General features: G+C 48.6%; 19 protein-coding genes, 1 tRNA gene and 2 riboswitches. Of the genes, 9 read left to right on the forward strand and 11 right to left on the reverse strand.

Going from position 1 to position 25,459, the window contains the following annotated elements; translation table 11 throughout:
• Positions 1–2 precede the first annotated feature (2 nt).
• Positions 3–109: riboswitch (SAM riboswitch) on the forward strand.
• A 79-nt stretch (positions 110–188) separates the two neighbouring features.
• A complete protein-coding gene (gene metH, locus FVR03_RS03490; protein ID WP_147920382.1) occupies positions 189–3,896 on the forward strand; it encodes a methionine synthase in 3,708 nt (1,235 codons plus the stop codon).
• Between the two features lie 175 nt (positions 3,897–4,071).
• Positions 4,072–5,025, forward strand: a complete 954-nt coding sequence (gene metF, locus FVR03_RS03495; protein ID WP_147920383.1) for a methylenetetrahydrofolate reductase [NAD(P)H] — start codon at positions 4,072–4,074, stop codon at positions 5,023–5,025.
• Between the two features lie 514 nt (positions 5,026–5,539).
• Here the strand turns inward: metF and hemW are convergent.
• Positions 5,540–6,664 carry a radical SAM family heme chaperone HemW gene (gene hemW / locus FVR03_RS03500; RefSeq protein ID WP_147920451.1) on the reverse strand — a complete coding sequence of 375 codons (1,125 nt, stop codon included), beginning with the start codon at positions 6,662–6,664 and terminating at the stop codon, positions 5,540–5,542.
• Positions 6,665–7,158: 494 nt separating this feature from the next.
• Between hemW and FVR03_RS03505 the strand changes: the two genes are divergently transcribed.
• From FVR03_RS03505 to FVR03_RS03515, 3 genes are all read left to right on the forward strand, one after another.
• The gene (locus FVR03_RS03505) at positions 7,159–8,934 is read left to right on the forward strand and encodes a BamA/TamA family outer membrane protein (RefSeq protein ID WP_147920384.1); all 1,776 of its coding nucleotides are present in this window, start codon (positions 7,159–7,161) and stop codon (positions 8,932–8,934) included.
• An 83-nt stretch (positions 8,935–9,017) separates the two neighbouring features.
• Positions 9,018–9,090: transfer RNA gene (locus tag FVR03_RS03510), tRNA-Met, on the forward strand.
• A gap of 256 nt (positions 9,091–9,346) precedes the next feature.
• A complete protein-coding gene (locus FVR03_RS03515; protein ID WP_147920385.1) occupies positions 9,347–11,575 on the forward strand; it encodes a glycosyl hydrolase family 28-related protein in 2,229 nt (742 codons plus the stop codon).
• 306 nt (positions 11,576–11,881) lie between these two features.
• Here the strand turns inward: FVR03_RS03515 and FVR03_RS03520 are convergent, their stop codons facing one another.
• The 4 genes from FVR03_RS03520 to FVR03_RS03535 all read right to left on the reverse strand — a co-directional run bounded on the left by FVR03_RS03520 (position 11,882) and on the right by FVR03_RS03535 (position 14,589).
• Positions 11,882–12,283, reverse strand: coding sequence for a GlcG/HbpS family heme-binding protein (locus tag FVR03_RS03520; RefSeq protein ID WP_147920386.1), 402 nt, complete (start codon positions 12,281–12,283; stop codon positions 11,882–11,884).
• A gap of 402 nt (positions 12,284–12,685) precedes the next feature.
• Positions 12,686–13,045, reverse strand: coding sequence for a response regulator (locus FVR03_RS03525; RefSeq protein WP_147920387.1), 360 nt, complete (start codon positions 13,043–13,045; stop codon positions 12,686–12,688).
• A 19-nt stretch (positions 13,046–13,064) separates the two neighbouring features.
• Complete coding sequence (locus FVR03_RS03530) at positions 13,065–13,862, reverse strand: hypothetical protein (RefSeq protein WP_147920388.1); 798 nt, start codon at positions 13,860–13,862, stop codon at positions 13,065–13,067.
• 145 nt (positions 13,863–14,007) lie between these two features.
• Positions 14,008–14,589 carry a carboxymuconolactone decarboxylase family protein gene (locus FVR03_RS03535; RefSeq protein ID WP_222707165.1) on the reverse strand — a complete coding sequence of 194 codons (582 nt, stop codon included), beginning with the start codon at positions 14,587–14,589 and terminating at the stop codon, positions 14,008–14,010.
• A 359-nt stretch (positions 14,590–14,948) separates the two neighbouring features.
• A riboswitch (cobalamin riboswitch) is annotated at positions 14,949–15,148 on the forward strand.
• A gap of 283 nt (positions 15,149–15,431) precedes the next feature.
• Between FVR03_RS03535 and metE the strand changes: the two genes are divergently transcribed.
• On the forward strand, positions 15,432–17,738 hold the full coding sequence (gene metE, locus FVR03_RS03540; protein ID WP_147920389.1) for a 5-methyltetrahydropteroyltriglutamate--homocysteine S-methyltransferase: 2,307 nt from the start codon (positions 15,432–15,434) through the stop codon (positions 17,736–17,738).
• Positions 17,739–18,039: 301 nt separating this feature from the next.
• Positions 18,040–18,279 (forward strand): cysteine-rich CWC family protein, encoded by a 240-nt coding sequence (locus tag FVR03_RS03545; RefSeq protein WP_147920390.1) that lies wholly within the window; start codon positions 18,040–18,042, stop codon positions 18,277–18,279.
• 400 nt (positions 18,280–18,679) lie between these two features.
• Here the strand turns inward: FVR03_RS03545 and FVR03_RS03550 are convergent, their stop codons facing one another.
• The 6 genes from FVR03_RS03550 to FVR03_RS03575 all read right to left on the reverse strand — a co-directional run bounded on the left by FVR03_RS03550 (position 18,680) and on the right by FVR03_RS03575 (position 22,770).
• A complete protein-coding gene (locus FVR03_RS03550; protein WP_147920391.1) occupies positions 18,680–19,444 on the reverse strand; it encodes a ZIP family metal transporter in 765 nt (254 codons plus the stop codon).
• 9 nt (positions 19,445–19,453) lie between these two features.
• The gene (locus FVR03_RS03555) at positions 19,454–20,188 is read right to left on the reverse strand and encodes an SAM-dependent methyltransferase (RefSeq protein ID WP_147920392.1); all 735 of its coding nucleotides are present in this window, start codon (positions 20,186–20,188) and stop codon (positions 19,454–19,456) included.
• A gap of 166 nt (positions 20,189–20,354) precedes the next feature.
• Positions 20,355–20,645: a hypothetical protein gene (locus FVR03_RS03560; RefSeq protein ID WP_147920393.1), complete on the reverse strand. Its 291-nt coding sequence runs from the start codon at positions 20,643–20,645 to the stop codon at positions 20,355–20,357.
• 87 nt (positions 20,646–20,732) lie between these two features.
• Entirely contained in the window at positions 20,733–21,323 is a 591-nt protein-coding gene (locus FVR03_RS03565; RefSeq protein WP_147920394.1) for a hypothetical protein, read from the reverse strand.
• Positions 21,324–21,435: 112 nt separating this feature from the next.
• Positions 21,436–22,293 (reverse strand): carboxylating nicotinate-nucleotide diphosphorylase, encoded by an 858-nt coding sequence (nadC, locus tag FVR03_RS03570; protein ID WP_147920395.1) that lies wholly within the window; start codon positions 22,291–22,293, stop codon positions 21,436–21,438.
• 63 nt (positions 22,294–22,356) lie between these two features.
• Positions 22,357–22,770: a DUF4783 domain-containing protein gene (locus FVR03_RS03575; protein ID WP_147920396.1), complete on the reverse strand. Its 414-nt coding sequence runs from the start codon at positions 22,768–22,770 to the stop codon at positions 22,357–22,359.
• A 565-nt stretch (positions 22,771–23,335) separates the two neighbouring features.
• On the opposite strand from FVR03_RS03575, the gene gpmI reads away from it, so the two are divergent.
• Positions 23,336–24,862, forward strand: a complete 1,527-nt coding sequence (gene gpmI, locus FVR03_RS03580) for a 2,3-bisphosphoglycerate-independent phosphoglycerate mutase (protein ID WP_147920397.1) — start codon at positions 23,336–23,338, stop codon at positions 24,860–24,862.
• A 7-nt stretch (positions 24,863–24,869) separates the two neighbouring features.
• Positions 24,870–25,448 (forward strand): hypothetical protein, encoded by a 579-nt coding sequence (locus tag FVR03_RS03585; protein ID WP_147920398.1) that lies wholly within the window; start codon positions 24,870–24,872, stop codon positions 25,446–25,448.
• The last annotated feature ends 11 nt before the right edge of the window (positions 25,449–25,459 follow it).

Consider the following 25,459-nt stretch of genomic DNA (forward strand, 5'->3'; position numbering starts at 1 on the left):
GGTTCTTATCAAGAAAGACTGAGGGACAGGGCCCGTCGACGTCTTAGCAACCTGGGTAATGCCGAGGTGCTAACTCCCTCCTGGTAACCATAGCCAGGGAAGATAAGACTGTGCATCCTACCTCCGGGTGTCCTTCTTGATAAGCAACAAAGGTTGTAGAATAGTTAGAGAAGAGAGACACCATTTTCATGAAAAATCATCCTATTTATAAACTGCTGCAGGAGCGCGTGCTGGTGCTTGATGGCGCCATGGGTACCATGATTCAGCGATACGAGCTACAGGAGCAGGATTTCCGCGGCGACCGCTTTAAAGATCATCCCAGCGACCTGAAAGGCAATAACGACTTGCTCTCGCTTACCCGCCCCGATGTGATCAAGCAAATCCACCTCGATTACTTAGAGGCAGGCGCAGACATTATCGAGACAAACACCTTTAGTGGCACCACCATTGCCATGGCCGATTACCACCTCGAGCACATCGTGTATGAACTTAACTACGAGTCGGCCAGGATTGCACGGGAGGCAGCAGATGAAATTACCGCTAAAAACCCGGCCAAACCGCGTTTGGTGGCAGGAGCCATCGGCCCGACCAATCGCACCGCGTCTCTCTCTCCGGATGTAAACAACCCCGGCTACCGCGCCATCACCTTCGATCAGTTGGTAGAAGCTTATTATGAACAGGTAAAAGGATTAGCAGATGGTGGCTGCGATGTGCTGCTCATCGAAACCGTTTTTGATACCCTGAACTGTAAAGCGGCACTTTTTGCTGCCGAACAATTTGTAGTAGACGGCGGCAAAAAACTACCGATCATGGTGTCCGGCACTATTACCGATGCCAGCGGCCGAACCTTGTCGGGCCAGACGGTGGAAGCTTTCTGGAACTCTATATCGCATGCGCCTATCGTGAGCGTTGGCTTTAACTGTGCTTTGGGCGCACGCCAGCTTAAAACGCACATTCAGGAGCTGTCGCGTATTTCTGATATCTACATCAGTGCTTACCCGAATGCCGGTCTGCCAAACGCCTTTGGGGGCTACGACGAAACAGCCGACGAAATGGGCGCTATTGTAGAAGAGTACCTGCAGGAAGGACTGGTCAATATACTCGGTGGTTGTTGTGGCACTACACCATCGCACATCAAGCGCATTGCCGAACTGGCGGCCAAACACACGCCCCGCAAACCTTCCGTTATTGATCCATTGCCACGCTACAGTGGTTTGGAGCCGCTTACGGTTACACCCGAAACGCTGTTTATAAACGTAGGCGAACGTACTAACGTAACAGGCTCCCGCAAATTTGCCCGTCTTATTGTAGAAGGCCAGTTTGAAGAGGCCCTGGCCGTTGCCCGTCAGCAGGTAGAAGGCGGAGCGCAGATCATAGACGTGAACATGGACGAAGGCATGCTCGACTCGGAGCAGGCCATGGCCAACTTCCTCAACCTGATCGCTTCAGAGCCAGACATTTCCAAACTGCCCATCATGATCGACTCTTCGAAGTGGAGTGTGATAGAGTCCGGGCTGAAATGTGTGCAGGGCAAATCCATTGTAAACTCTATCAGCTTAAAAGAAGGCGAAGACAGTTTCCGGAAGCTGGCCCGCAAGGTACGCCAATACGGAGCAGCTGTAGTCGTGATGGCTTTCGATGAGCAGGGGCAGGCCGATACGCTGGCACGCCGTCAGGAAATCTGCAGCCGCTCTTACCGAATTCTGGTAGACGAAGTAGGCTTCCCGCCACAAGACATTATTTTCGACCCCAACATACTAGCCATTGCCACTGGTATAGAAGAACATAACAACTATGCCGTAGAATACCTCGATTCGGTTCGCTGGATCAAAGAAAACCTGCCGCATGCCCTGGTAAGCGGTGGCGTGAGTAACCTTTCGTTCTCTTTCAGAGGAAACGACCTCGTACGCGAAGCCATGCACACCGTGTTCCTGTACTACGCCGTGCAGGCCGGTATGGACATGGGTATCGTGAATGCCGGTATGATGGGCATTTACGAAGAAATACCACGAGAGCTGCGCGACCTGATTGAGGATGTGATTTTCAACCGTCACCCCGATGCTACTGAAAAGCTGGTAAATTATGCCGAAACCGTAAAAGGCAAAGGCAAAACAGCCACCGGAGCCGATAACGCTTGGCGCGATGCTCCTGTAGAAGAGCGCCTGAAGCATTCGCTGGTAAAAGGCATTGTAGAGTTTATCGACGAAGACACAGAAGAAGCCCGCCAGAAAGCCACCAAAACACTCGACGTAATTGAAGGCCCGCTGATGGCCGGTATGTCGGTAGTAGGCGACTTGTTCGGAGCTGGCAAAATGTTCCTGCCACAGGTAGTGAAAAGTGCCCGCGTAATGAAAAAATCGGTAGCCTACCTATTGCCGTTTATGGAGAAGGAGAAGCTGGCATCCGACACTTCTAAGTCAACGGCGGGCACTATATTAATGGCAACCGTGAAAGGCGACGTACACGACATCGGCAAAAACATTGTAGGTGTAGTACTCGCTTGTAACAACTACGAAGTAATTGACATGGGCGTGATGGTGCCCCTCGACAAGATACTGGCAGAGGCAGAAGCACAGAAAGTAGATATCATTGGTCTGAGCGGCCTGATTACGCCATCGCTGGATGAGATGGTGTATGTGGCGCAGGAAATGGAACGCCGTGGCCTGAAAATTCCGCTGCTGATTGGTGGTGCTACTACGTCGCGCATTCATACAGCCGTAAAAATAGCGCCTAAGTACAGCGGCCCGGTAGTACACGTGCACGATGCTTCGCGCAGTGTAACCGTAGTGAGCAGCCTGCTCAGCAGCAGCCACGAGACCTACGAAGCCGAAATAACAGCAGAGTACCAGAAGCTCCGCGAAGACCACCACGGCCGCACCAAAGACCGCGCTTTCGCCACTATAGCAGAAGCCCGAGCCAACAAGTTTAAAGTAGACTGGCAGGCATCACAACCTGTAAAGCCAAGTTTCCTGGGTAACAAGGTATTCACCAATTACCCACTGGCGGAGATCGTGCCGTACATCGACTGGACTCCTTTTTTCCATACCTGGGAGCTGAAGCGCCAGTACCCAAAAATTCTGAACGACCCGGAACTGGGGGCAGAAGCCACCAAACTGTTTGCCGATGCGCAGGAAATGCTGCAGCAGATCGTAGATGAAGCTTTGCTCGAGGCGCGTGCCGTGGTAGGTTTCTACCCGGCCAATGTAGAGGCCGACGACACGATAGAGGTTTATGCGGATGATTCACGTGGAAACCTGCTCACCGAGTTCCACACGCTGCGCCAGCAAGGCAAGAAAGGCGATAAAGTACCGAACATGGCCTTCTCTGATTTCGTGGCTCCGAAAGAAACAGGAGTGCCCGATTACATTGGAGGGTTTGCCGTGTCGGCAGGTTTTGGCATAGAAAAGCTGGTAGAAAAATACGAAGCCGACCACGACGACTACCGCTCCATTATGGTAAAAGCCCTGGCCGACCGCCTGGCAGAAGCCTTTGCCGAACTCATGCACGCCAAAGTACGGAAAGAACTGTGGGGTTACGCACCAGACGAAGCTTTAGGAAACGATGAGCTGATAAAAGAGAAATATCAGGGTGTTCGTCCGGCACCAGGCTACCCCGGCTGCCCCGACCATACCGAGAAAATTACGCTGTTTAACCTGCTGAAGGCAGAGGAGCAGACCGGCATTATCCTGACCGAGAACCTGGCTATGTACCCAGCCTCCTCGGTGAGCGGCCTGTACTTCTCGCACCCTGAGTCGCGCTATTTCGGCCTCGGCAAAATAGGGGAAGACCAGGTAGCCGACATTGCCCGCCGCAAAGGCATGCCGCAGGAAGAACTGGAGCGCTGGCTCTCACCAAACCTGAATTATGACCCGCAACAGGTACAGCAGCCAGCTTAAATAAGATATTAGATCCTAGATTATAGATGTTAGACTTTTGCAGGAGATGTTTCTCCTGTTTTAGTAAAGGAACTGAAACTATAGTAAAAGAAAGCTCAGAACCATAATTCACACATCCAAAATCTAGTATCTAACATCTAGTATCTAACATCTAAAAAACTATCCTTACCGCTAAATGAAAGTAACGGAACATTTCAATAACGCTCAAAAAACCTTATTTACCTTCGAGATATTGCCTCCGCTGAAAGGTGAGAACATGCGCACCCTATTCGACCACATCGATCCGCTGATGGAGTTTAAGCCGCCTTTTATAGACGTAACTTATCACCGGGAGGAATATGTGTACAAGCAGCGGGAGAACGGCCTGCTCGAAAAAATTACGACACGCAAGCGCCCCGGCACAGTGGGCATTTGTGCGGCCATCCAGAACTATTACAAAGTAGACACGGTGCCACACCTGATCTGTGGCGGCTTCAGCAAAGAAGAAACCGAGAACGCGCTCATCGATCTGCACTTTCTGGGCATCGACAATGTGCTGGTACTTCGAGGCGATTGTGTGAAGAACGAATCGCGGTTTACACCGGAGCCGGGAGGCCATGCCTATGCTACTCAGCTAATAGAGCAGGTAGTGGATATGAACAACGGCCGCTACCTTGATGAGGAGCAGACCTTTAAAAACCACACCGATTTTTGCATAGGCGTTGCCGGTTACCCTGAAAAGCACTCTGAAGCTCCTAACCTGAAAGCCGACTTAAACTGGCTGAAAAGGAAGATAGAACTCGGAGCAGACTATATCGTAACGCAGATGTTTTTCGACACGCAGAAATACATCGACTTTGTAAAACTATGCCGCGAAGAAGGCATTAACGTGCCCATTATTCCAGGCCTTAAACCGCTTACCACTAAATCACAGCTTTCTGTACTACCAAGCTTCTTCCACCTCGACATTCCGTGTGAGCTGGCCGAAGCCGTGGAAGCCTGCAGAGACAACAAACAGGTAGCAGAAGTAGGCGTGGAGTGGGCCATTAAACAATCTAAAGAGCTGATGGAGTTTGGCGTGCCGTGCCTGCACTATTACTCGATGGGCCGCTCAGGTTCTGTTAGAAAAGTAGCAGAAGCGCTCTTTTAGAAAAAGAAAACCTACTGGAATATGAAAGGCTGTGGCTATTGCTACAGCCTTTTTAGTTGCACTATAAGTTTAAGGTTACTCGAAAGACCTCGCAGCGTCTTTCAGACCTGCGAGCGTCTGCTGGAATAGCATCGGCTATGGTTCTGTTTGCTACTGCTCTTTAGACACTAACTACATTCAACTAAAACACGTCGGGTAGACCCTTGGCAAAATTTTGATAAAAAACCTTCCGGAGGCCTGTTTCATTCGAATAATTTAGAAGCTAACACTAAAGCAAGTTGATTTGTCCGACAGAACTTCCTTGTTTGTGCTTGGATTTTCACTGGAGCTTCTTTTCATCTGCTTCGCCCACAAGATGCTCGCAGGTCTGGAAGACGCTACGAGGTCACGCTCATTATTCAACTTTCAAGCAATCAGCAACCAATTATTCGAATGAAACAGGCCTCCGGAAGGTTTTTGGGGCTTTAGGTGTCAAGGGTAAGGTTTTGCAACACCGCTTGTTAGCCAGCTTTACCTACAGAAACAGGTCGAGTGTGATCTGGTCGGCGAGGAGTTTGCCTTTGTCGGTGAGGTAAAGTATGTTATTGTTAATTTGCGCCAGCCCTTTTTGCTGTAGTTCCTGCAGGTAACTGGCATGCGTAGTGGCCAGGTCGAAGCCAAGCTCCTGTTTCAGTTTAGCAAGGTCACAGCCCCAGTTGGTGCGGAGGCTGGTGAGCAGGTAATCGTTGGCCTGGTCGGCAGGGGAGAGGGTTTCCAGCTCGAACAACAGTTGCCCCTGCTGCAGGGCATCGATGTACTTTTTGTTGTGCGCCACATTGTGCTGCCGCGTAGGTCCGTTAAACGAGTGAGCACTTGGCCCGATGCCCAGGTAATGCACGCCACGCCAGTAGTTGCTGTTGTGTTTCGATTCGTAACCGGGTTGGCAGAAATTGGAAATCTCGTACTGCACAAAGCCGTGCAGCTTCATAAGAGAGAGTAAGATTTCGAACTGCTGTGCTGTAAACTCATCTTCGGGTGCTATAAAGGTGCCTTTCTTGCTCCAGCGGCCAAACACAGTATCAGACTCAATGGTAAGGGCGTAACAGGAAACATGCTGCACCTGCAGCAAAAACAGTTTCTCCAGATCCTGCAGCCAAATGCTATGGTCCGGAGCCGGGATGCCATAAATCAGGTCTACCGTAATATTATCGAATCCTGCTGCCTGGGCGTCTTTTACAGATTGCAGGCTTTCGGTGGCGATGTGAGCACGGTTCATCAGGCGCAGGTGCGGCTCATGGAACGACTGCAGCCCAATGCTTAGGCGGTTAATGCCTGCCTGCCGTAGCTCCTGCAGCTTGGTGGGTGTCAGGTCATCGGGGTTGGCTTCTAAGGTTATCTCGGCATCTTCAGCCACCTTAAATAACTGCCTAACCGTTTGCAGAATAGCCATGAGTTCCTGCTGGCTGAGCAGCGAAGGAGTGCCGCCGCCAAAGTAGACAGTCTGCACCGACTGCCCCCGCAGATAGTCCTGCCGCAGTTGCAGCTCCTGCTGTATGGCCTGCACCATCTGCTCCTTCAGCCCCATAGAGGTACTGAAATGGAAGTCGCAGTAATAGCAGGCCTGCCTGCAGAATGGTATATGTATGTAAATGCCTGCCAACGTATTTGATTTAATGCTGCTGTCGTTATAGCTTAGGAGCTTCGCCAAATTAGAAAATAAAAATTAAAAACTAGAAATGTCAGGAAACCTGCTTTTATGATAGCGATAGAAGCAATTTTCAGCTGTTTGTTATTTGTGACTTGCTGATTTGTTGTAACGGCTTTACTTATGTTATGTATCGGAACTATAACCGCTCATTTTTGCTTTTATCTCCAGTTATGCTCCGGGCAAAGTAACCTATTGCAATAGGCTTTGGTTCCGGTATATTTGCCGGTGCCTGTGCTGTAGCGCCAAAGCTCAGCGCTACAGCACAGGCACCGTTTTGTTATAGTAAAGCTGTCATAACAAATTAGCAGCTCCCAACTAAAAAACTGATAAAAATGCTTCTAAATAAGTCATTACAACACATTTCTCAACATTTTTAATTTTGAATTTCTAATTTTTAATTTGGCGAAGCTCCATAACAACCTGTAGTCCGAAATTATTCAGTGCAAATGTACAAATTCCTCTTGTTGTTCCTGTGCTTTTCGCTTTGCCTGCAGTTGGTGCAGGCGCAGGTGCCTCAGCAGATACAGGTGCAAGCCAGGCAACGGACTCTGACGTTACACATCAGCACACCTCAACCGGAGCAGCGGGCCGTAATGCGGCAATATAATTTTAAATCACAGCTTGCCGATTCTGCAGAAGCAAGGAACGAGGTGCGGGCCCTGGTGCACCGCATGCAGCAAGATGCCTATTTGCTGGCCTCAGCCGATAGTGTATTTCTTAGGCAAGATACGCTCCACGTGAAACTGCACATAGGCGATCGCTTTGAGTGGGCCGCCTTGCGCAATGGCAACCTGAGCGAAGGCATCTTGGTAGAGTCGGGTTTCCGCGAGAAGTTTTACCGCAACACACCTTTTAAACCCGCAGAATACGTAAAGCTGCAGCAGCGCATTCTGGAATACGCAGAGCGCAACGGCTACCCCTTCGCCTCCGTCTGGCTCGACTCAGTGGCTATATCAGGTAACAAGATAGAAGGGGTGCTGATGGTAGAGAAAGCTTTTTTGGTTACCTACGACTCTCTCCACATACAAGGCAAAAGCAAAACGCAGCCTAAGTTCCTCACACGCTACCTGCAGCTCTACCCAGGCCAGCCTTATAACCAGGACCAGGTAAATGCTTCGCAGCGTATGCTCACATCGTTGCCTTACATTAAGGTAACGCGGCCGCCACAGGTACGCTTTTATAAAGATAAAGCCACCGTATATTATTTCCTGGACGACCGTCAGGCAAACCAGCTCGATGGCGTAGTCGGGTTTCTGCCGGACCCTAACCGACGCGACAATAAACTGCTTATAACCGGCGAGGCCAACCTGAACATCCGCAACATTAAGGGGAGCGGCAAGCAACTAGGTCTGCAGTGGCGGCGCGTAAACCGCGGATCTGTGGTGCTGAACGGGGAGTACCTGCACCCGAACCTCTTCGGGACACCTTTCGAGTTAGGTGGCCGCTTTGGCTTACTCAAGCAGGATTCGTCTTTTATTACTGTGCAGCCTCAGCTCCAGCTCTCGTACTACACCATTAAATATGGAAAGTTCAGTGTGTTTAGTGAGTGGCGCAGCGCCAACGTACTCTCTACGGCCAACCGGCAGAGCCTGCAGAACCTCGACCTGGCCGATGCCCGCACCAACACCTACGGCATTAACTACCTCTGGAATAACCTCGACGATTTTTATTTTCCGAAGCGTGGACGGCTGGTGGAGCTCCAGTTTTCGGCAGGTAACAAACGGCTGCTGCGTAACCCGCTGTTTGAGCAGAGCTTTTACGATACCCTGCAGCAGCGCACCACGCAGCTTAGTGTGGGGCTGCAACTGGAGAATTTTCTCAGAATCGGCAAAACAAGTGTGCTCCTGACCTGCCTGCGCGGCAGAGCCCTGCTAAACGACCAGCTTTTCCTCAACGACATGTACCGCCTTGGTGGCCTCGGCTCGCTCCGAGGCTTCGACGATTTTTTCTTTTATGCTTCTTCGTATGCTGTGGGTACGCTGGAGTACCGCCTGTTCACGGCCGAAGACTCTTACGTACTCCTGTTCTACGACCAGGGCTACTACCGCAGCGACCTTGAGAAATCTTTTGAAAAGGATCTGCCTTTAGGAGTGGGAGGTGGTATTAGCTTTAGTACCGGTGCAGGCATATTCCAGTTGGTATATTCCTTAGGGAGATCGGACCAACAGCCATTAACGTTTAAACATTCAAAGATACACTTTGGCATTACCAACAAGTTTTAGCAAAGTCTAACTTTTTTAGCTTTTTTTTACGCTGGCACTTGCATAGTAAGAATTATCGCCCTACTTTTGTAACACAATAACAGTGCGGGGTGGAGCAGTTGGTAGCTCGTTGGGCTCATAACCCAAAGGTCGCAAGTTCGAGTCTTGTCCCCGCTACCTCAGATTAAAATAAGGCCTTGTAAACTATTTGTTTACAAGGCCTTTCTGATTTAAGGTACCCGGACAGGTGACTAATTCAGAAATTTCCTTCCCCTTCGCTACCAACGCGGCATCATTTTGTACCCTTACAAGCACTTGCTTATACCTCCTTCTATGAACTTAGATGCTCCCTTCTTTACAAAAAATAAGTAGTTATCAGATTCTGGCAGTAGTTTTGTAAAACGTATAGCAGTAGCACCTATTTTCATAGCCAATGAGATTTATCTGCCTCTTTCTAGCTTCTTTACTTGCCCTGGTAACAGTTACAGCATCTGCTCAGCCTCTTTCAACAGGACCAAGAAAAGAGCAGGGGAAACCGGTGCGGTTAACACCAGTTCCCCTTAATGCCTCGCCCGCAGAAATTCAGAAGTTGCTTGACCGGCATCGTAATGTATATTTTAGGCCTGGCACTTATAACATTGGCACACTGCATATCAAAGATTGGCAACGTGGCCTGATATGGGGCGCAGGCCGCTTAACCACCACCTTAAAAGGAAATATTATCATCAGTGGCAGCCGTCAGGTTACCATCGGTAACTTCAGTATCATCAACAACAGCATAGGAGAAGGCAATGCCGTTATTGATGTTGTTGGCAACAAAGAGGGGAAAGTAACTCTCCTGAATGCCTTAGTAACGGGCAAAGATGGTATCGCCATACGGCTGAAAGCTCCCGGAAAAACCATAGTTCAAGGGTGCAATCCAAAATCAAGCGATATTGGTATCAGCATCGAACACCCGAAAGCCATTGCCCATGTTTTTGGTGGTAACATTCAATACAACCGGGTTCATATTCAGCAAGTACAGGGGCACCTCGATGCAAGAGCATTTGGCATGCAGGTAAACAAAGGCGATGCTGATATTATTCTCCAGTCTCCGTCTCCGGTTGGTTATCATTTAATTGAAGGCATTAGATCGGAGGGCAATAACGGCGCAAAAACACAGGAGAAGCTGCTCCACGTTCCCCTAACCAAAGCTGCTGTTAATGTAGTGTTGCGCGCAAATACTTTAGGGAGTATGCTACAGTACGCAGATTATAATGCCAACGGAACGCTCATATTGCTGGAGAATGTCAATTATCCTGGTAAAGGAGATAACAGCTCTGTTGGTATAGTAACTGGAAGTAGGGGGGCGGCAAAAGTATTGAGTTACGGAAACAAATATGGCTTAAGCTACGATGAGGCTCCAGGCCCGTTTGTAATTAGCTCAACCACAACTGTTCAGTCTATGGGCGATTTATGGATGTTGCCCAACAAAACAGATTACAAGAAACCGTTTAATGAGCCTATCACCAAGTCTGCCATGCAGAAAGCCGGTAAGGCTGTGCCTTCTAAAGTATCTTTTTTAGTAACTGCAGACTCTGCCGCCGTACAATTGCCGGTTTTTTCTCTTTATGAGGCAGCCACCTTGCCTCGTATTGCTAATCTGTCTGAGCTGATGCTAAACGTGAAGGATTTTGGAGCTATACCGAACGATGGAATAGACGACCGCGAAGCTATACAGAAAGCTCTGGATGCAGCGCTGATGGGCGGCAGGACTTCCGAACCTATTTATTTCCCGGCCGGAAAATATGATTTTAGCGAGCCTTTGTTTCTTGACCATTTAGCTGGTGGTGGTTTCTGGGGCGAAGGCGCAGATAAATCAGTCTTGGTTAGTACAACAGGAAAGGGTGTTGTTGTATCAGATGGTGCCGGCTATTCTACCTTTGTAGACATGGGCTTCGAAAATAAGCCTGGCGCAGAAACAAAGACGACTGATTTTGATTGGATTAATGCTCAGTCGGCAGATAAAACCCGAAAAAAGACGGGCGCTGCGCTGCAGGCAAATATGTTCTACCGCTGCCGGTTCGAGAATGGAAGAATCGGGATGGCTGTTGGCGCGCATAAAATGGGCGATGGCTTTATGATTGTAGATTGCGTTTTCCGGAACAACAAAACAGAGAAAGGAGAAGGAGCTGCTTACGCCTCCGAAAATTTCAATGTACTCACCAACCCTTTAGTACACTCCTTTTTCGACGATGTTGACTGCGCTGTTTCTAATCAAAAAGGAAGCTTTAACTTCTATGGCAACAGATTAACCAACATACACACAGCGGCACTGAAATTTTATACCGTTGTGGGGAACAGTTTTGCCATAGTAAATAATGAGATGGATGCCTCTCCGGTTCCTTTTATTACCACCGGCCACAGCTCGGCAAAAGCGCACCTGCTCATAGAACGGGTTAGTATGAAGGCAGCGGCAACAAAGGCCAAAGCATCTAAGTACACACTTGGCGGGTCGGTCATGTTCCTGCATTCTTCTTTTCCTAACCGCACTATCTCGAACGGCGGCGGCATAGGCGACAATTCATTGATTTTATACAAAACTGCCGCTGCTGATGCCCAGGCAACAGGCAGAGCACATGGTTATTTAATGAAGATGCCCAGGAAAGGGAAGAAAGAGTAACTTTACTAAAAAGGCGCACCACCTTCCCAAACTGAGTATTTTCACCAGCAAGCAGCCCTCACTTTGAGCATGAGCAGCAATTCTGCTCTCTTGCCCCCGATCGCCGAATGCCTGTTGGCAAGCACACACAGCAGGAGCGAACGGAGCAGATTTTTAGTCTGGAAAGCTAGAAACTTTGAGGTTTTGGTTAAGCAGCAGCGCCCTGTTCTGGTATAAACAGGGCCTGTTACCCAGATCAGCAGAAACAGCCACAAAAAAAGCTCTTCATCCGGAAGAGCTTTTAAAGAGAGGCTTAACAACCTCATTTTAAGAGATGGCCTGAACGCCTGCCTCAGCTACGGTATGGTCGTTCTCAACTGTACTACCCGATACGCCAATAGCACCAATAATTTCGCCGCCAGCATCTTTAATCGGAATGCCACCCGGAAAAGTAATTAAGCCGCCGTTTGAGTGCTCTATGTTATAAAGCGAACCACCCGGCTGCGATGCCTGCCCCAGGTCTCCGGTTGGCATATCAAAAAAGCGAGCTGTTCTGGCCTTCCGCATGGCAATGTCTACGGAGCCAAGCCAGGCGCCGTCCATGCGGGCGAAGGCTGTCAGGTTTGCACCTGCATCTACAATAGCGATGTTCATTTTCAGGTTTAGCTCCTGCGCTTTGTCTCTGGCCGCTTTAATGGCTTTATCAGCTTGTTCAAGTGTAATTTCCATGTGCACTTCAAGTTTTTGTGTTAGTTGTAGTTACATACTACCATTAGCCAGCAAAGGTTTGCGCACCCAGAGCAGGCAATGTGGCTGATAAAAGGGAAATACCTGCTCCGTTTACCGTACCTCAACAAAGTCATATAGCAGGCTACAGAAACCGCCCAAAAACTCCGTTTTAGTACGTAACGCCAGGCAAGACTAGCTCTTTAGCAAAGTCCAAAGTATTTCAGATGCTAACCCTTGAAACAGTTCAATGTTTATGTAATCCCTGCATCATTTGACTTATATTCTCTAACATCACCATTACAGCCATTTAACCTTACCATAACCAACAATCAGCAACCAATTATTCTAATGAAAACCGCCTTCCGAGAGGTTTGAGGGCAAAAGTCCTCAAGGGTAAGTATGTTAAAGCTGTTGTAGAATTTGTGATAATTTATCTTTGTTGATGGGTTTTACCAGGTACTCCTCCACATTGGCAAAGTTCGTTGCCCGCTGCCTGTCGAATTTGCTTGTAGAGGATGTCAGGATGTACACTTTGTGTTGCAGGCCCTTCTCCTCCAGCTTCTCCAGGAACTCCCAACCATCCATTACCGGCATATTCAGGTCCAGAAAGATAACGTCTGGCGCAATGGCATCCAGGTTGGTAAGTGCTACAACCGGCTCCGTGAAATTGTAAACAGGATACTGTGGGTTTATATGACCAATAAGAGAGGCGGTAATAAAGTTGGCTATCTCGGCGTCATCAACAAGCATTATTTTTTTCATTTCTGATGGCATTAGTACGTCAGGCTTTTAGTTCGTCAAGTTCTGCGGTGGCTTTTTGTATAACCTCTTGCAAGGCAGTATCCAGGTCGTGAGCCGATGTCTGGAGCATGGGTAGCAGCTGCTGCTTCAGCTCCTCGGGTGTGGTGCAGTAACCGGCGAGCGTTACCAGGCCGAGTATGCGGCTGAGTGGTTCCCGCAAATGGTGCGCATTCATAATCGATACCTCCAGGAGCTTCTCGTTTTTGGCGGCAATCTCCTGTGTTCTTTCCTGTATTACCTCCTGCTGGTGCTGGTTAATATAGCTTATAAGCGCATGCTGCTTATCTAACTCCTGAAACAGGCACAGCTCCAGGAGCTTCGACTCCAGATTCTCGGCCATCAGTTTTACGAAGGTAACATCGCGGCCTGCAAAAGGCTTGCTCCTGCCAGACAGCAGCGAAATTACAATTCGGCACTCTTCGCGGGCAAAAAGCCAACCCCAAAGTTCAGGTTTTTCGTCAGGCTCCAGGGCATAGCTAGCGGGCAGGTTTAAGGTGCTAAAATCGGTGAGGTACACAGGAACACCTTTTTGCAGCAGCACCTGCTCATGCGGAAGATAGCTTTCCTGTTTCTGCACTTGCACGGCATTGGCACTCACTGTAATATGTATAAAAAAGTTGTTCCAGTTAAAGCTAATCCTGAACACATGAAAATTGAACAGGTATTTCAGGTTTACCCGAAGCGCCTCGGCAATACCATCGAAAGAGCGCTCCCGAAACAGCACTGTCGAAAACCGCGAAAAGGCCTCGTACCTGATCCTGTAAATCTGCCCTTCCATTACTTCTGGTGCTTCGCCAACTTAAAAATCAGAAATTGCAATTATTTAAATGAAAACGGCCTTTCAACGGATTTTTAGCTAAATAACGCCAAGGGTTTACCTGTTGCAGGCAGCTTTTCAAATCTGAATTCAGACGCTATTCTGCTTAAAACTCAGGCTCCAGCAGCTCGTTGTCCAGCTTAATGCCGGTTATGGTGGCAATCGTGTTTAGCATGTTTACCAGGTCGGCCTGCGCCATAAGTTCCTGCACCTCCGCCTCAGAAAAACCCTCCTGGTAGAGCTCCTCAAAATCGTTTTCGGTAACGGTGGCGGTATGCAGCGCAGCCTTGGTAGCAACTCTAATGGCAGTTCTGTAGCTAGATGGCAGCACAGTTGAATCGATATGTTCTGTAACCTTAAAGCCCGCTTCCTCGCTGATCAGTTTGCTCATGCTGTCGGCAAAAATACCGTGTGCCTGGGCACAGTAGTCGCAACCGCGCTCTTTCGAAACATTATAAATGATTAACTGCTTCAGAATGCTGGGTACTTGCCCTTCTAAAAGGGTGGAGCGGAGTTTTGCCCAGTTGCCACGCAGCAAGGTGGCGTTACTTCCCTGGCATTTAAACCAGTTTAGCACAAACGGCAGCTGCAGGCTCTGCATAGTTTCATTGTAAATTGCCTGTACTTCGGGGCTGGCATCGTCGTAATGCACCATGCTGAATCTGCTCGGCGGGGTATTATTTACCATAAAATGAGAAGGCGGTTTATTCGTAAATTATAATCTAAGGTCAAAGTTATAATTATTTCTTCTAAAATAATCCACTTCTAAAAGTTAAGAACTTTGTTTATTAAAAATTTGATCTAATCCTGTGTTATGCCGCTTTACCTGGAGTTGCGTAGTAGCTTTACTTTAGTCTAAAGCATAGGCTATGCGAAATTACTCCCCAATCACATATCTTAATTACTTTATATTTTATCATTTTATCATCATGCGGTGCCACACCAACTGCTCAGGCTGAAAAAGAAAAAAGATTCTGCCGCACCTGCCACTTTGTTCATTTTGTAACCTGATATTTTTTGTTACCTTCGCCACAGAAGTTCTTTACTTTATTCTTCCTGATATCGGGTGTAAGGGTAAAACCACACTTAATAAGGAACCGTGTGAAAATCACGGGCTGTCGCGCAACTGTAAGTAACACATCAGTTTGTTGCCATCTAATAGTCCATTGTCCCCAACCAAGACGCGGGGTGAGAAGGACGGCAACAAGGTTACAAGCCAGGAGACTTACCTGATATTATGAGACAAATGCTTTCGCGGTCTGAAGCAGTAGTCTGGAAAAAGAAATGAAGAGCACAGGATACAACACCTGTAAACAGCCCCGGCGTGCCCAGGCAGCAGTTACCCCTATACCTGCTTTGCCTGTTCTGGCCTGCCGGCCCTGGTTTGCATTTGCTTTAATAAGCATGGGTATTGTGGTTCGTGTGCCGCTGCATTTCTCTCCTTCTTCACTATTAACCAATCCCGAAAGCATACAGGATACTGTAAGAGCATTAATCTAAAAATTAATGTTTAACTAAACGTATTGTTGTATGCTAACAAACAATCTTGGCTACCCGAGGGTGGGTGCCCAACGCGAACTAAAAAAGGCCTGTGAACAGTACTGGGCCGGCAAAGTATCGCAACATGAGCTGTTTCAGGTAAAAAGCCAGCTCCTGAAACAAAACTGGCTGACCCAGCAGGCGGCCGGCATCGACCTTATTCCGTCGAACGATTTCAGCTTTTACGACCAGGTGCTCGACATGTCGCTTACGGTGGGGAACATACCGGCACGCTATAGTCCCGTGCTCACGCAGAACAAAGGCAACTCGGAGCTCGACCTGTATTTTGCCATGGCGCGCGGCTACCAGAAAGATGGCTTAGATGTAAAAGCCATGGAAATGACCAAGTGGTTCGATACCAACTACCACTACATTGTGCCGGAGTTCCTGCCAAACCAAACCTTCAGCCTGTTTTCTACCAAAGTCTTTGCCGATTTCGAGGAGTCGAAGCAGGTGCTGGGGCACGCATCTAAACCTGTTTTACTCGGACCAGTTTCGTACCTCTTGTTAGGGAAAGAGAAAGAAGCTGGTTTCCACCGTATTGAACTGCTCCAAAACCTACTGCCTGTTTATATACAACTGCTTAACCAGCTCCGCGAACGGGGTGCGGTGTGGGTGCAGTTCGATGAGCCTTTCCTTGCTATGGATCTTACTGAAAATGAGAAAAAGGCTTATGAATACGCTTACCGTGAAATAAAGCGGCAATGCGCCGGCATTAAAACACTGGTTGCCACTTACTTTGAGGGCCTGCACGACAATGCGGCCCTGGCGGCCACACTGCCGGTGTGCGCCCTGCACCTCGACCTGGTGCGCGCACCGCAGCAGCTCGACCAGGTGCTGCCCCTGCTATCTAAAAAGAAGTCGCTCTCGCTGGGCGTAGTAGATGGCCGCAACATCTGGAAAAACGACTACAACCAGTCGCTGGAGCTGCTCCAGCAGGCCATAGACCAGCTGGGGGAGGAGCGCGTGATGATCGCGCCTTCATGCTCGCTGCTGCATGTGCCTTTCGACCTGGACCTGGAGACGAAGCTAAGTCCGGAAATTAAAAACTGGCTGGCCTTTGCCAAACAGAAGCTGCAGGAGGTAGGGGACCTGCAACGCATTCTGCACGGCGATGAGGCCCTGTTACTGCAAAACCAGCAGGCAGCGGCGCTTCGCAAACAATCGGCACTCATTCATAAACCAGCTGTAAAGGCACGCACGGCCGCTATTACCGAACAAGATGCCCAACGCCACAGCAGCTTTGCCTCGCGCCAGCAGAAACAGTATGAGGAATTTCAGCTGCCACTCTTCCCGACTACCACTATCGGCTCGTTTCCGCAAACTGCCGACATTCGGCAGCTCCGGGCCCGCCTGAAGAAAGGAGAACTTACGCAGGCCCAGTACGAGCAGGAGATAGAACGCGCCACTGAAGAAGTAATACGTTGGCAGGAGAGCCTGCACCTTGATGTACTGGTACACGGCGAGTTTGAGCGCAACGACATGGTAGAGTATTTCGGAGAGCTGCTCGAAGGTTTCGCCTTTACGCAGAATGGCTGGGTACAGAGCTACGGTAGCCGCTGCGTTAAACCGCCCGTTATTTACGGCGACGTTAGCCGTCCCGAAGCCATGACGGTGCGCTGGAGCACCTATGCCCAATCTCTTACCTCCAAACTGGTAAAAGGAATGCTTACCGGGCCGGTAACTATTCTTCAATGGTCTTTTGTGCGCGACGACCAGCCTCGTTCCGAAACTACGCTGCAAATAGCCCTGGCCATCCGCGATGAGGTGGTGTCGCTGGAGGAGAGCGGCATCCGCATCATCCAGATAGATGAGCCTGCCATACGCGAAGGGCTGCCATTGCGCCGCGCCCATTGGCAAGCCTACCTCGATTGGGCTATAAAAGCGTTCCGGGTATCGGCCAGCGGCGTGAAAGACGAAACCCAGATACACACGCACATGTGCTACAGCGAGTTCAACGACATCATAGCCTCCATTGCCGACATGGATGCTGATGTGATTACCATGGAAACTTCGCGTTCGCAGATGGAGCTGCTGGAGGCCTTTGCCGACTTCGCTTACCCGAACGAGATCGGCCCAGGCGTTTACGACATCCATTCGCCACGTGTGCCTTCGGTAGAGGAGATGGTAAGCCTGCTCGAGAAAGCGGCCACCTTGTTACCAGCCCGGAACCTGTGGGTAAACCCCGATTGCGGCCTTAAAACCCGCAAGTGGCCCGAAACAGAAGAATCGCTGAAAAACATGGTGCAAGCTGCCAGAATAGTAAGAGAGAAAATAGGAGAACCTGCTGTGGCCTGACAGCTAGAGCGCCTGCATCTGTTTAAAGGTGCAGGCGCTCACTTTCTCAAATTATTCTAATGAAAAGAGCCTTCCAAAGGTTTTTTTAGATTTTAGACACTAGATATTAGATGCTAGACCTTTTATTAGTTAAGAGTTGAGGATCTATCAATCACAATTCCTTCATCTTCAAATTTCCAAATCTTCACATCTCCAAATCAATCATTAAGCCATCTAACAATCAACAACTAGCAATAAGCAATTATTCTAATAAAAATACCCTTCCTGAGCCTTACATCCCAAATTTTACTCAAGCCCTCCCATGCCAAACCACGAACATAAAACCTGCCCCAGGTGCCAGCAGCCTTTCGAATGCAAAGTTGGCTCTATATTGCTTTGCCAGTGCAGTGTAGTGCGCCTCACAGAAGCAGAACGCGACTACTTACACACCCGCTACTCCGACTGCCTCTGCGCCAGCTGCATGAAGGTGCTGCAAACAGAGTTTAATGTGCGGCAGTTCGAAAACCGGCTGAACAGACTGATGAACCAACTGCGGCAGTAGCAAAGTTTAGGTAACCTGCCATAATTAATTAACCTGACCTCTTTTTTAGGTTCTGAATTATTTGAATGAAATTAGCCTCCGGAAGGTTTTGCATCCGAATTTTGCCAAGAGTCGGTTAGACTGATCATAATAACTCATTTGTGCGGTAACTGTTACTCCAACAACTACTTTGCGGCAGGTAGCAACGAAGGGAACATCTTTGCCAGGTGCACGGATTGAAAATAGAAACTCACAGAATGCTGCTATCACAGCAGAAACAGCACGTATGCGAATTTATACCCAGAGCTGCCATTGCGAATGGATCTCGCCTACAAAATCCCAAAGGGATGACAAATGGAGGGATACCGTAAAATAAATTTTTATTCGATACTAATGTACAAATGAGTTATCATAATCACTTCTAGAAATGGACAAAGTCGCTTAAGATAGCCAGGCTCAATCCGAGCAGAGTCGCGATTAGCTTGTTGCGGTTAAAGTGGTGGTCAGGGCTGGTCTCGAACAGGATGGTGGTAGAAATATGCAGAAAGTTACCGGCTACTATACCTGTAAGGGCAGTGTAGACGAGGCTATCGTGGGTAAGGCCGTTGAGGAATATGTTGCTGAACAAAACCCCCATGGGGGCACCTATTGCAAAAATAAGCAGCCACAGAAAAGCTTTCTTAAAACTCTCCAGGCGCGAGAGCAGTACCGACATGAGAGCAAAGGCAGCCGGAATGTGGTGTATGGCTACACCAAATAATATAACATAGAAGTTGTTGCGCTCATGCACGTGCCCTACATGCTGCGCGCCTCCCTGGTCTACCAGAATACTTCCTTCTAAAAAAGAGTGCACAAACAGCGAGCCCAGCAGCAAAAACGGCAGCGCACCTATGCGGCCATGTTCATGCTTGTGCACGTGCATGTGCCCATGTTCTACCCCGTGCGAGAACAGCTCCAGCACCAGCTGCAGAAAAAAGCCAGCCAGCACCCAATACCCCACGGCATGCGGGTTTTCGTTGGCCAGCAACACATCTGGCAGCAGGTGTATAATGGTAATAGTAAACAGGTAGGCACCGCTAAAGGCAAGCGCCATTTTCAGCCATCGGCTGTTAGTAGGCGGAAATATCTTAACCAGGAAACTGGAAAACACCACCGTAAGGAAAAGAACCGGAATGGCTACAAACATGAGTACTTTCTATTTCTTGAGCACATAAATCATCCGCTCGCTTTGCAGGCGGCAGTAAGGGTCGAGCTTATAATTACCGAACACATCGACCAGGCGCAGTTTCGCCATCCGGAAGTACTCCATAAAGTCTTCCTGGCGCAATGCCCGCACCCGCTCCACAAAAGTAAAGTTCTGGCCCTGGTCGGTAAATGCAATAGATTTTACGATAAACCCATTCTCTACACCACGGGTTATCTTAAACTGAATACCGTGCACTGTTTTCTGCTCGTGTGCCACCAGGTGCTCTATGGTTTTTTCTGTGTTCATAAAATCTATCACCAGCTTACCACCATGCTTCAGCGAATCGGCTGCGGCTACCAGAGCCACCACGTTTTCAGTTTCGTTATCGAAGTAGCCGAAGCTGGTAAAAAGATTGAGCACAACATCGAAAGAAGCAGGTTTATATACCTGCCGCATATCATGCTTACTGAAATGGAGCTGCTCACTCTCAAATTGTTTAGCGTAGGCAATGCTCTGCCCCGATAGGTCTATACCTGTTACCCTGTAGCCTTTACGGCTCAGGTAAACCGAATGGCGACCCTTTCCGCAAGCCAGGTCCAGAATAGTATCGGTAGGTTTGGGGTGCAGGTACGCCAGCAGGTTATCTATAAAAGAATGTGCATCCTGCTCATCGCGGTCACTGTAAAGTACATGATAATACGGTGAGTCAAACCAAGTGCTAAACCACTCCTCCGGTTGTGCCATAATTTTGCCAAAAGCAATTGTGTTGCAAATATAGAACTAATTTTAATCATCCTCCACAAAATGCCCATATGAGGGGTACAGGCTGCATACCCAATGGGCAAAAAAAGCACTGCCGCTGCTGTGGCTCCACAGCAGCGGCAGTGCTAAAAAGGGGTGGTAAGAAAAATTAGCGGCGTATTGCGCCTGCTTCTGTATTGGTTGTACCTGTTTCGTCTATGCTGTCGCCTGGCTGAATGGTGTTAGCCCCTTCGTCATGGTTCGGCATAACTTCCTGGTGCTGTGTCCCGTGTCCGTGCACTTCGTTTACCCCGCCCACATTGTGTGTGTTACGGGTGCCTGGAGGCACTGTGTCAACAGATACCTTGGTTTCTGGTCTTTGGTCTTTTGGAGTGTCACAACCCGTGATCATTACAATACCGCATACAGCGGCAAATACTGCTACTACGTTCTTATTCATTTTTGCTCTTGTTATACGTCGATCTGTAAAAGCCACCATTTGGCGACTAAAAGTCTGTATGTACGAAATTATTTTTTAGTAAGGTAATTACTGGTTCAACAGGTTTTTACGCCGCAGCATCGATTCCATCAGTTTAATGTCGTTCTGGCTGTTAAAAATGCGGAAAGGCAGGTGAAAAAACACCGGTACCTGAAACGTTCTGGCCAGCCAGCCTCTAAAGCCTTTTGGCATCAGTTCTGCTCCGGGTTCTTTCAGCCACAGCATGTAGGCATCGTCCTGCAGACTGGCTCTGTCGATCATGTCCCAGGTGAGGGCCATGCCTTCGCGGTCGTTGCGCTTCATGAGTACCTGGCGCTGGTCTATCTCATAATACAGTTTCTCGAACAGCACTTTGCTCTGCTCCATCTGGGTTACGCCCATAACCTGTGCCGAACGCAGCAGCACAAATAATATGGTTATAATAATAGCACCTGCCACCCACCACCACGAAAAGCTGTAAAGTGTCGGCAACAGGAACAGCACCAGCGGAATTAAGGCATACCACCAGTCTTTGCGCCAGATCATTTTCAGGGCCATGGTAGTGTACGTGTTTTTATCAAACTGATACTTTTTTGTTCGGATAGCCAGCGGGGATGCTCCCTGCGGTGCCCTGAAACCTCTTTGATTTGGTTGTTGCATAAAAATTGAACTATCGATACTGTTGGCTCTCTGGGGTTGCACTGCCTTTGGAGCTGCACAAAAGCCCGAGAGAACTTCTACTTTATAAAATCCCGGTGCAATTTACGCTAAATTAAAATGCTTTCAGACTCAGATCTAAACTTTTAGTAGAGTGGGTGAGTGCGCCAACCGAAATAAAATCTACGCCGGTGCGTGCCACTTCTGCTATGGTCTCTTCTGTAATGCCTCCCGATGCTTCCGTTTCGTAGCGTCCGTTTATGAGCTGCACAGCTTCTGTCATCAGGGCCGGCGACATATTATCGAGCATAATCCGGTGTATGCCACCTGTTTCAAGTGCTTGTTTTACTTCTTCCAGGTTACGGGTTTCTATTTCGATCTTTAAATTTTTGCCGCTTTGCTGCAGGTACTGCTGTGTGGCTGTAATGGCTGCCCGTATACCGCCTGCATAATCTACGTGGTTGTCTTTGAGCATCACCATATCGTAAAGGCCAAACCGGTGGTTCAGGCCACCGCCTATCAGCACGGCCCACTTTTCCATCATCCGGAAGTTCGGTGTTGTCTTGCGTGTGTCGAGCAGCCGGGCGCTGGTGCCGGCTATCAGTTGGTTAAGGTGGTGGGTGTAGGTGGCAATGCCGCTCATGCGCTGCATGCAGTTAAGCACCAGGCGCTCGGCCGTCAGAATAGATTGTGCTTTGCCTTTTACGGTAAAGGCAATTTCGCCATATGTAACAGATGCGCCATCGTGCAGGAGCACGTTCAGCTGCAGTTCAGGGTCTACTTGCCTGAAAATATAACCAGCCAGTTCTACGCCAGCCAGTATGCCTTCGCCTTTTACCAGCAGGCGCGCCTGGTTCTGGGCAGTATCAGGTATAGAAGCCAGCGACGAGTGATCGCCATCGCCAACATCTTCGGCCAGTGCCCTGGAGATAAACTCCTGTATGTTGTTTTCTGTTAAGTAAGTTGCTTTCACAGTGCAAAAATAAAAAAAGCCCGGGATTATCGTCCGGGCTTTTTAAAATATACTGATGTACGTTTAATCTTTGATAAAATTAATCGAGTAAATCTGTGCACGCCCGTCTTCTTCTTTAAAACGAACAAGCACCGTATTAGATGCCGCTTTAGAAGTATAAGCCAGAATAACGTAACGCTGGCCACCATCGGAGCTGCCTTTGTGGCCCACCGAGCACTCTACAGGCGGGTATTTGCTGAAAAAGTTTTTCATCACAAATTCAGCCTGGGTGTTGCTGTAACTGGTGGCGTTGCCGCCATCCATAGTAATTTCTACTACACTGTTAAAGTTTCGGGCAAGATCTTTAGCCGAGCCAACTTTAAAGGCCGCGCTTATACGCCCAATAAAGTCACCCTGTGCAATAGTTTGTCCTAGAGGTAAAAACGCCACAGCCAACAATAAGGAAAAAACTACTGCAATATGTTTAATGTGTTTCATAAATAATGTTTGAGATCTTGCTACTGAATGCAGCTAAAACTATGCCAAGTACTATGCGTATGTTTAGACTTTGTATATTACTCTGTAAATTACTTAAAAAAGCTTAGTGCCAGCCTCTTCAGCTCTCTCTACCCAGCTTATACCCTTGGCGTAAAAAAGCTGAAAACTCTTCGGAAGGGCATTTTCGTTTGAATAATTTCCACCAGATTAAATGCCTGGCTTGTTAATTGGCGATACTTGAGAAACCTTTTAACACGCAACCTTAAAAAGGGTTTAAAGCTATTTTAAAGCTTTAGCTAACTGCATTACGACTTAGCGTAGGATATGTTATAGGCCAGCCTGCTTCTAATATAATAGTATTACCGGAATATATAAAATCTGGCATTTAAACCGCACTAATAAAGATGATTTTTATCAGCAAAAGCTATTCTTAACAGCACGTAGTCAGATTGTTGTCTATCTTGCATAAGACTTCCAGAAAAAAGTTTTATACTTAACAATTCAATCATCAGTTCAGTGCCTGCACGCAAACAGGCTATTGAAAGATTATACCTATATTTGCACCATGGATAAAAAGGTACTCTTAGTTATTTTAGATGGGTGGGGAATAGCCACAAACCCGGAAGTTTCGGCTATACAAAAAGCACATACACCCTTTGTTGACTCTATTCTCCAGAAATACCCGCGCACTACGCTCCAAGCTTCAGGCGAGGCAGTAGGTTTACCCGATGGCCAGATGGGTAACTCTGAAGTCGGCCACATGAATATTGGTGCCGGCCGTGTGGTGTACCAGGACCTGGTTCGCATCAACAAATCTATTGCTGAGCATAAGCTGGCCTCTATGCCCGCCTTGTCTGATGCTTTTTTGTTTGCCAAAGAGCAGAAAAAAGATGTGCACCTGATCGGGCTTTTGTCTGATGGTGGCGTGCACTCGCACATAGAGCACCTGAAGGCGCTCTGCTCTGTTGCCAACGACTATGAACTACGCCGTGTCTTTATTCATGCCTTTACTGATGGCCGCGACACAGACCCGAAAGGTGGCGTAAAATATATTAACGAGCTGGAGCAGCACCTCGAAGGCACCACCGGCACCATCGCCTCTATTGTAGGCCGTTATTTTGCCATGGATCGCGACAACCGCTGGGAACGTGTGAAGCTGGCTTACGACCTTATGGTGCACGGCAAAGGCGCGCCTTCGCAAAACCTGATCAAGTCGATGCTGACTTCCTACAACGAAGGCGTGACCGATGAGTTTATAAAACCGATTGTAAAGGTAAACGACCAGCAGCAACCAATTGCCACCATTAAAGAAGGTGATGTGGTGATCTGCTTTAACTACCGCACCGACCGTGGCCGCGAAATTACCCAGGCCCTGACCCAGCGCGATTTTCCGGAGCAGGAAATGCATAAGCTGAACCTGCGCTACATTACCCTTACGAACTACGACGATTCTTTTGTAGGTGTAGAACCTATTTTTGATAAAGATAACCTCAACAAAACCTTAGGCGAGGTAATTGCTTCTGCAGGTAGAACACAGATCAGAATTGCCGAAACTGAAAAATACCCGCACGTTACGTTCTTCTTCTCAGGAGGCCGCGAAACGCAGTTCGATGGCGAAAGACGCCTGATGTGCCCATCGCCTAAAGTGGCGACCTATGACCTTCAGCCAGAAATGAGCGCTTTCGACATTCGGGATGCTATTATACCGGAGATCCAGAACAGAACAGCCGATTTTATTTGCCTGAACTTCGCGAACCCCGACATGGTGGGCCACACGGGTGTGTTTGAGGCAGCCGTAAAAGCCTGCGAAACTGTAGACCAATGCGCAGAAGCCGTAATTACAACTGCCCTCGAAAATGGCTACGACACCCTGGTAATTGCTGACCACGGCAATGCCGACTGCATGATAAACCCGGATGGAACGCCCAACACGGCTCACACCACCAGCCTGGTACCGTGTGTGCTGGTTAGCAACAGCTACTCCGGCTCCCTTACCGAAGGCAAACTCGGCGATCTGGCCCCAACCATTCTGGAGCTGATGGGGCTACAGCAGCCAGCCGAAATGACCGGAACTTCTTTACTTGAGAAATAAAAACTACTTGGTTCCTTTTAAAACCATACTGATACTTGGCTCTTTTGTAGCCTTGGTAGCTTGTGAGAGACCTGCCGCGCCACCATCTGCCAGCGCGGCAGCCTCTTACGACTTAACCGCCTACCTGAACCGGCAAACGGAGCGCCTGCAAAAGGAGCAGCCCATGGTGCTAAAATCGGTTACGACCCAGCACCAGCAAACCGAAACCATCGAGACAACCGACCTCGACTGGACAGACGAACTGGCAATTTTCCAGGATGTGGACCTGAGCCGCCCTGCCCTCCGCGACTTCTATACTGAAACCACCACCACCTTGCCCAACGGTAACACCCAACTGCTCTACACCAAATCAGAGACATCAGCTGCGCCAGTACAATACCTGCAGCTCCAGCTAACGCCCGGGCGGCAGCTACAACGCCTGGAGGCCATGGTGCTCGATAAAAACATTCTGTTCTACTCTAAGCGTAAAATTGTGCTAACGGCAAACCCAGCCGAAAACAGCAACATCTCTTCTTACCACATAGAAGGAACCCAGAAACTAATCTTCAGCGATTCGCTGCATTACAACATCGTAGCAAATTTGTAAAGCAACAGCGG

The sequence above is a fragment of the Pontibacter qinzhouensis genome (assembly GCF_008017455.1).
Taxonomy (GTDB): domain Bacteria; phylum Bacteroidota; class Bacteroidia; order Cytophagales; family Hymenobacteraceae; genus Pontibacter; species Pontibacter qinzhouensis.

Coding starts and splice junctions, on each gene's coding strand:
- FVR03_RS03535 (WP_222707165.1), bottom strand. CDS start 14,589: ATGGTAAATAATACCCCGCCGAGCAGATTCAGCATGGTGCATTACGAC.
- FVR03_RS03560 (WP_147920393.1), bottom strand. CDS start 20,645: ATGAATAAGAACGTAGTAGCAGTATTTGCCGCTGTATGCGGTATTGTA.
- gpmI (WP_147920397.1), top strand. CDS start 23,336: ATGGATAAAAAGGTACTCTTAGTTATTTTAGATGGGTGGGGAATAGCC.
- FVR03_RS03525 (WP_147920387.1), bottom strand. CDS start 13,045: ATGAAAAAAATAATGCTTGTTGATGACGCCGAGATAGCCAACTTTATT.
- FVR03_RS03555 (WP_147920392.1), bottom strand. CDS start 20,188: ATGGCACAACCGGAGGAGTGGTTTAGCACTTGGTTTGACTCACCGTAT.
- FVR03_RS03520 (WP_147920386.1), bottom strand. CDS start 12,283: ATGGAAATTACACTTGAACAAGCTGATAAAGCCATTAAAGCGGCCAGA.
- FVR03_RS03505 (WP_147920384.1), top strand. CDS start 7,159: ATGTACAAATTCCTCTTGTTGTTCCTGTGCTTTTCGCTTTGCCTGCAG.
- metE (WP_147920389.1), top strand. CDS start 15,432: ATGCTAACAAACAATCTTGGCTACCCGAGGGTGGGTGCCCAACGCGAA.
- FVR03_RS03550 (WP_147920391.1), bottom strand. CDS start 19,444: ATGTTTGTAGCCATTCCGGTTCTTTTCCTTACGGTGGTGTTTTCCAGT.
- FVR03_RS03545 (WP_147920390.1), top strand. CDS start 18,040: ATGCCAAACCACGAACATAAAACCTGCCCCAGGTGCCAGCAGCCTTTC.
- FVR03_RS03515 (WP_147920385.1), top strand. CDS start 9,347: ATGAGATTTATCTGCCTCTTTCTAGCTTCTTTACTTGCCCTGGTAACA.
- metF (WP_147920383.1), top strand. CDS start 4,072: ATGAAAGTAACGGAACATTTCAATAACGCTCAAAAAACCTTATTTACC.
- FVR03_RS03575 (WP_147920396.1), bottom strand. CDS start 22,770: ATGAAACACATTAAACATATTGCAGTAGTTTTTTCCTTATTGTTGGCT.
- metH (WP_147920382.1), top strand. CDS start 189: ATGAAAAATCATCCTATTTATAAACTGCTGCAGGAGCGCGTGCTGGTG.
- FVR03_RS03530 (WP_147920388.1), bottom strand. CDS start 13,862: ATGGAAGGGCAGATTTACAGGATCAGGTACGAGGCCTTTTCGCGGTTT.
- FVR03_RS03565 (WP_147920394.1), bottom strand. CDS start 21,323: ATGCAACAACCAAATCAAAGAGGTTTCAGGGCACCGCAGGGAGCATCC.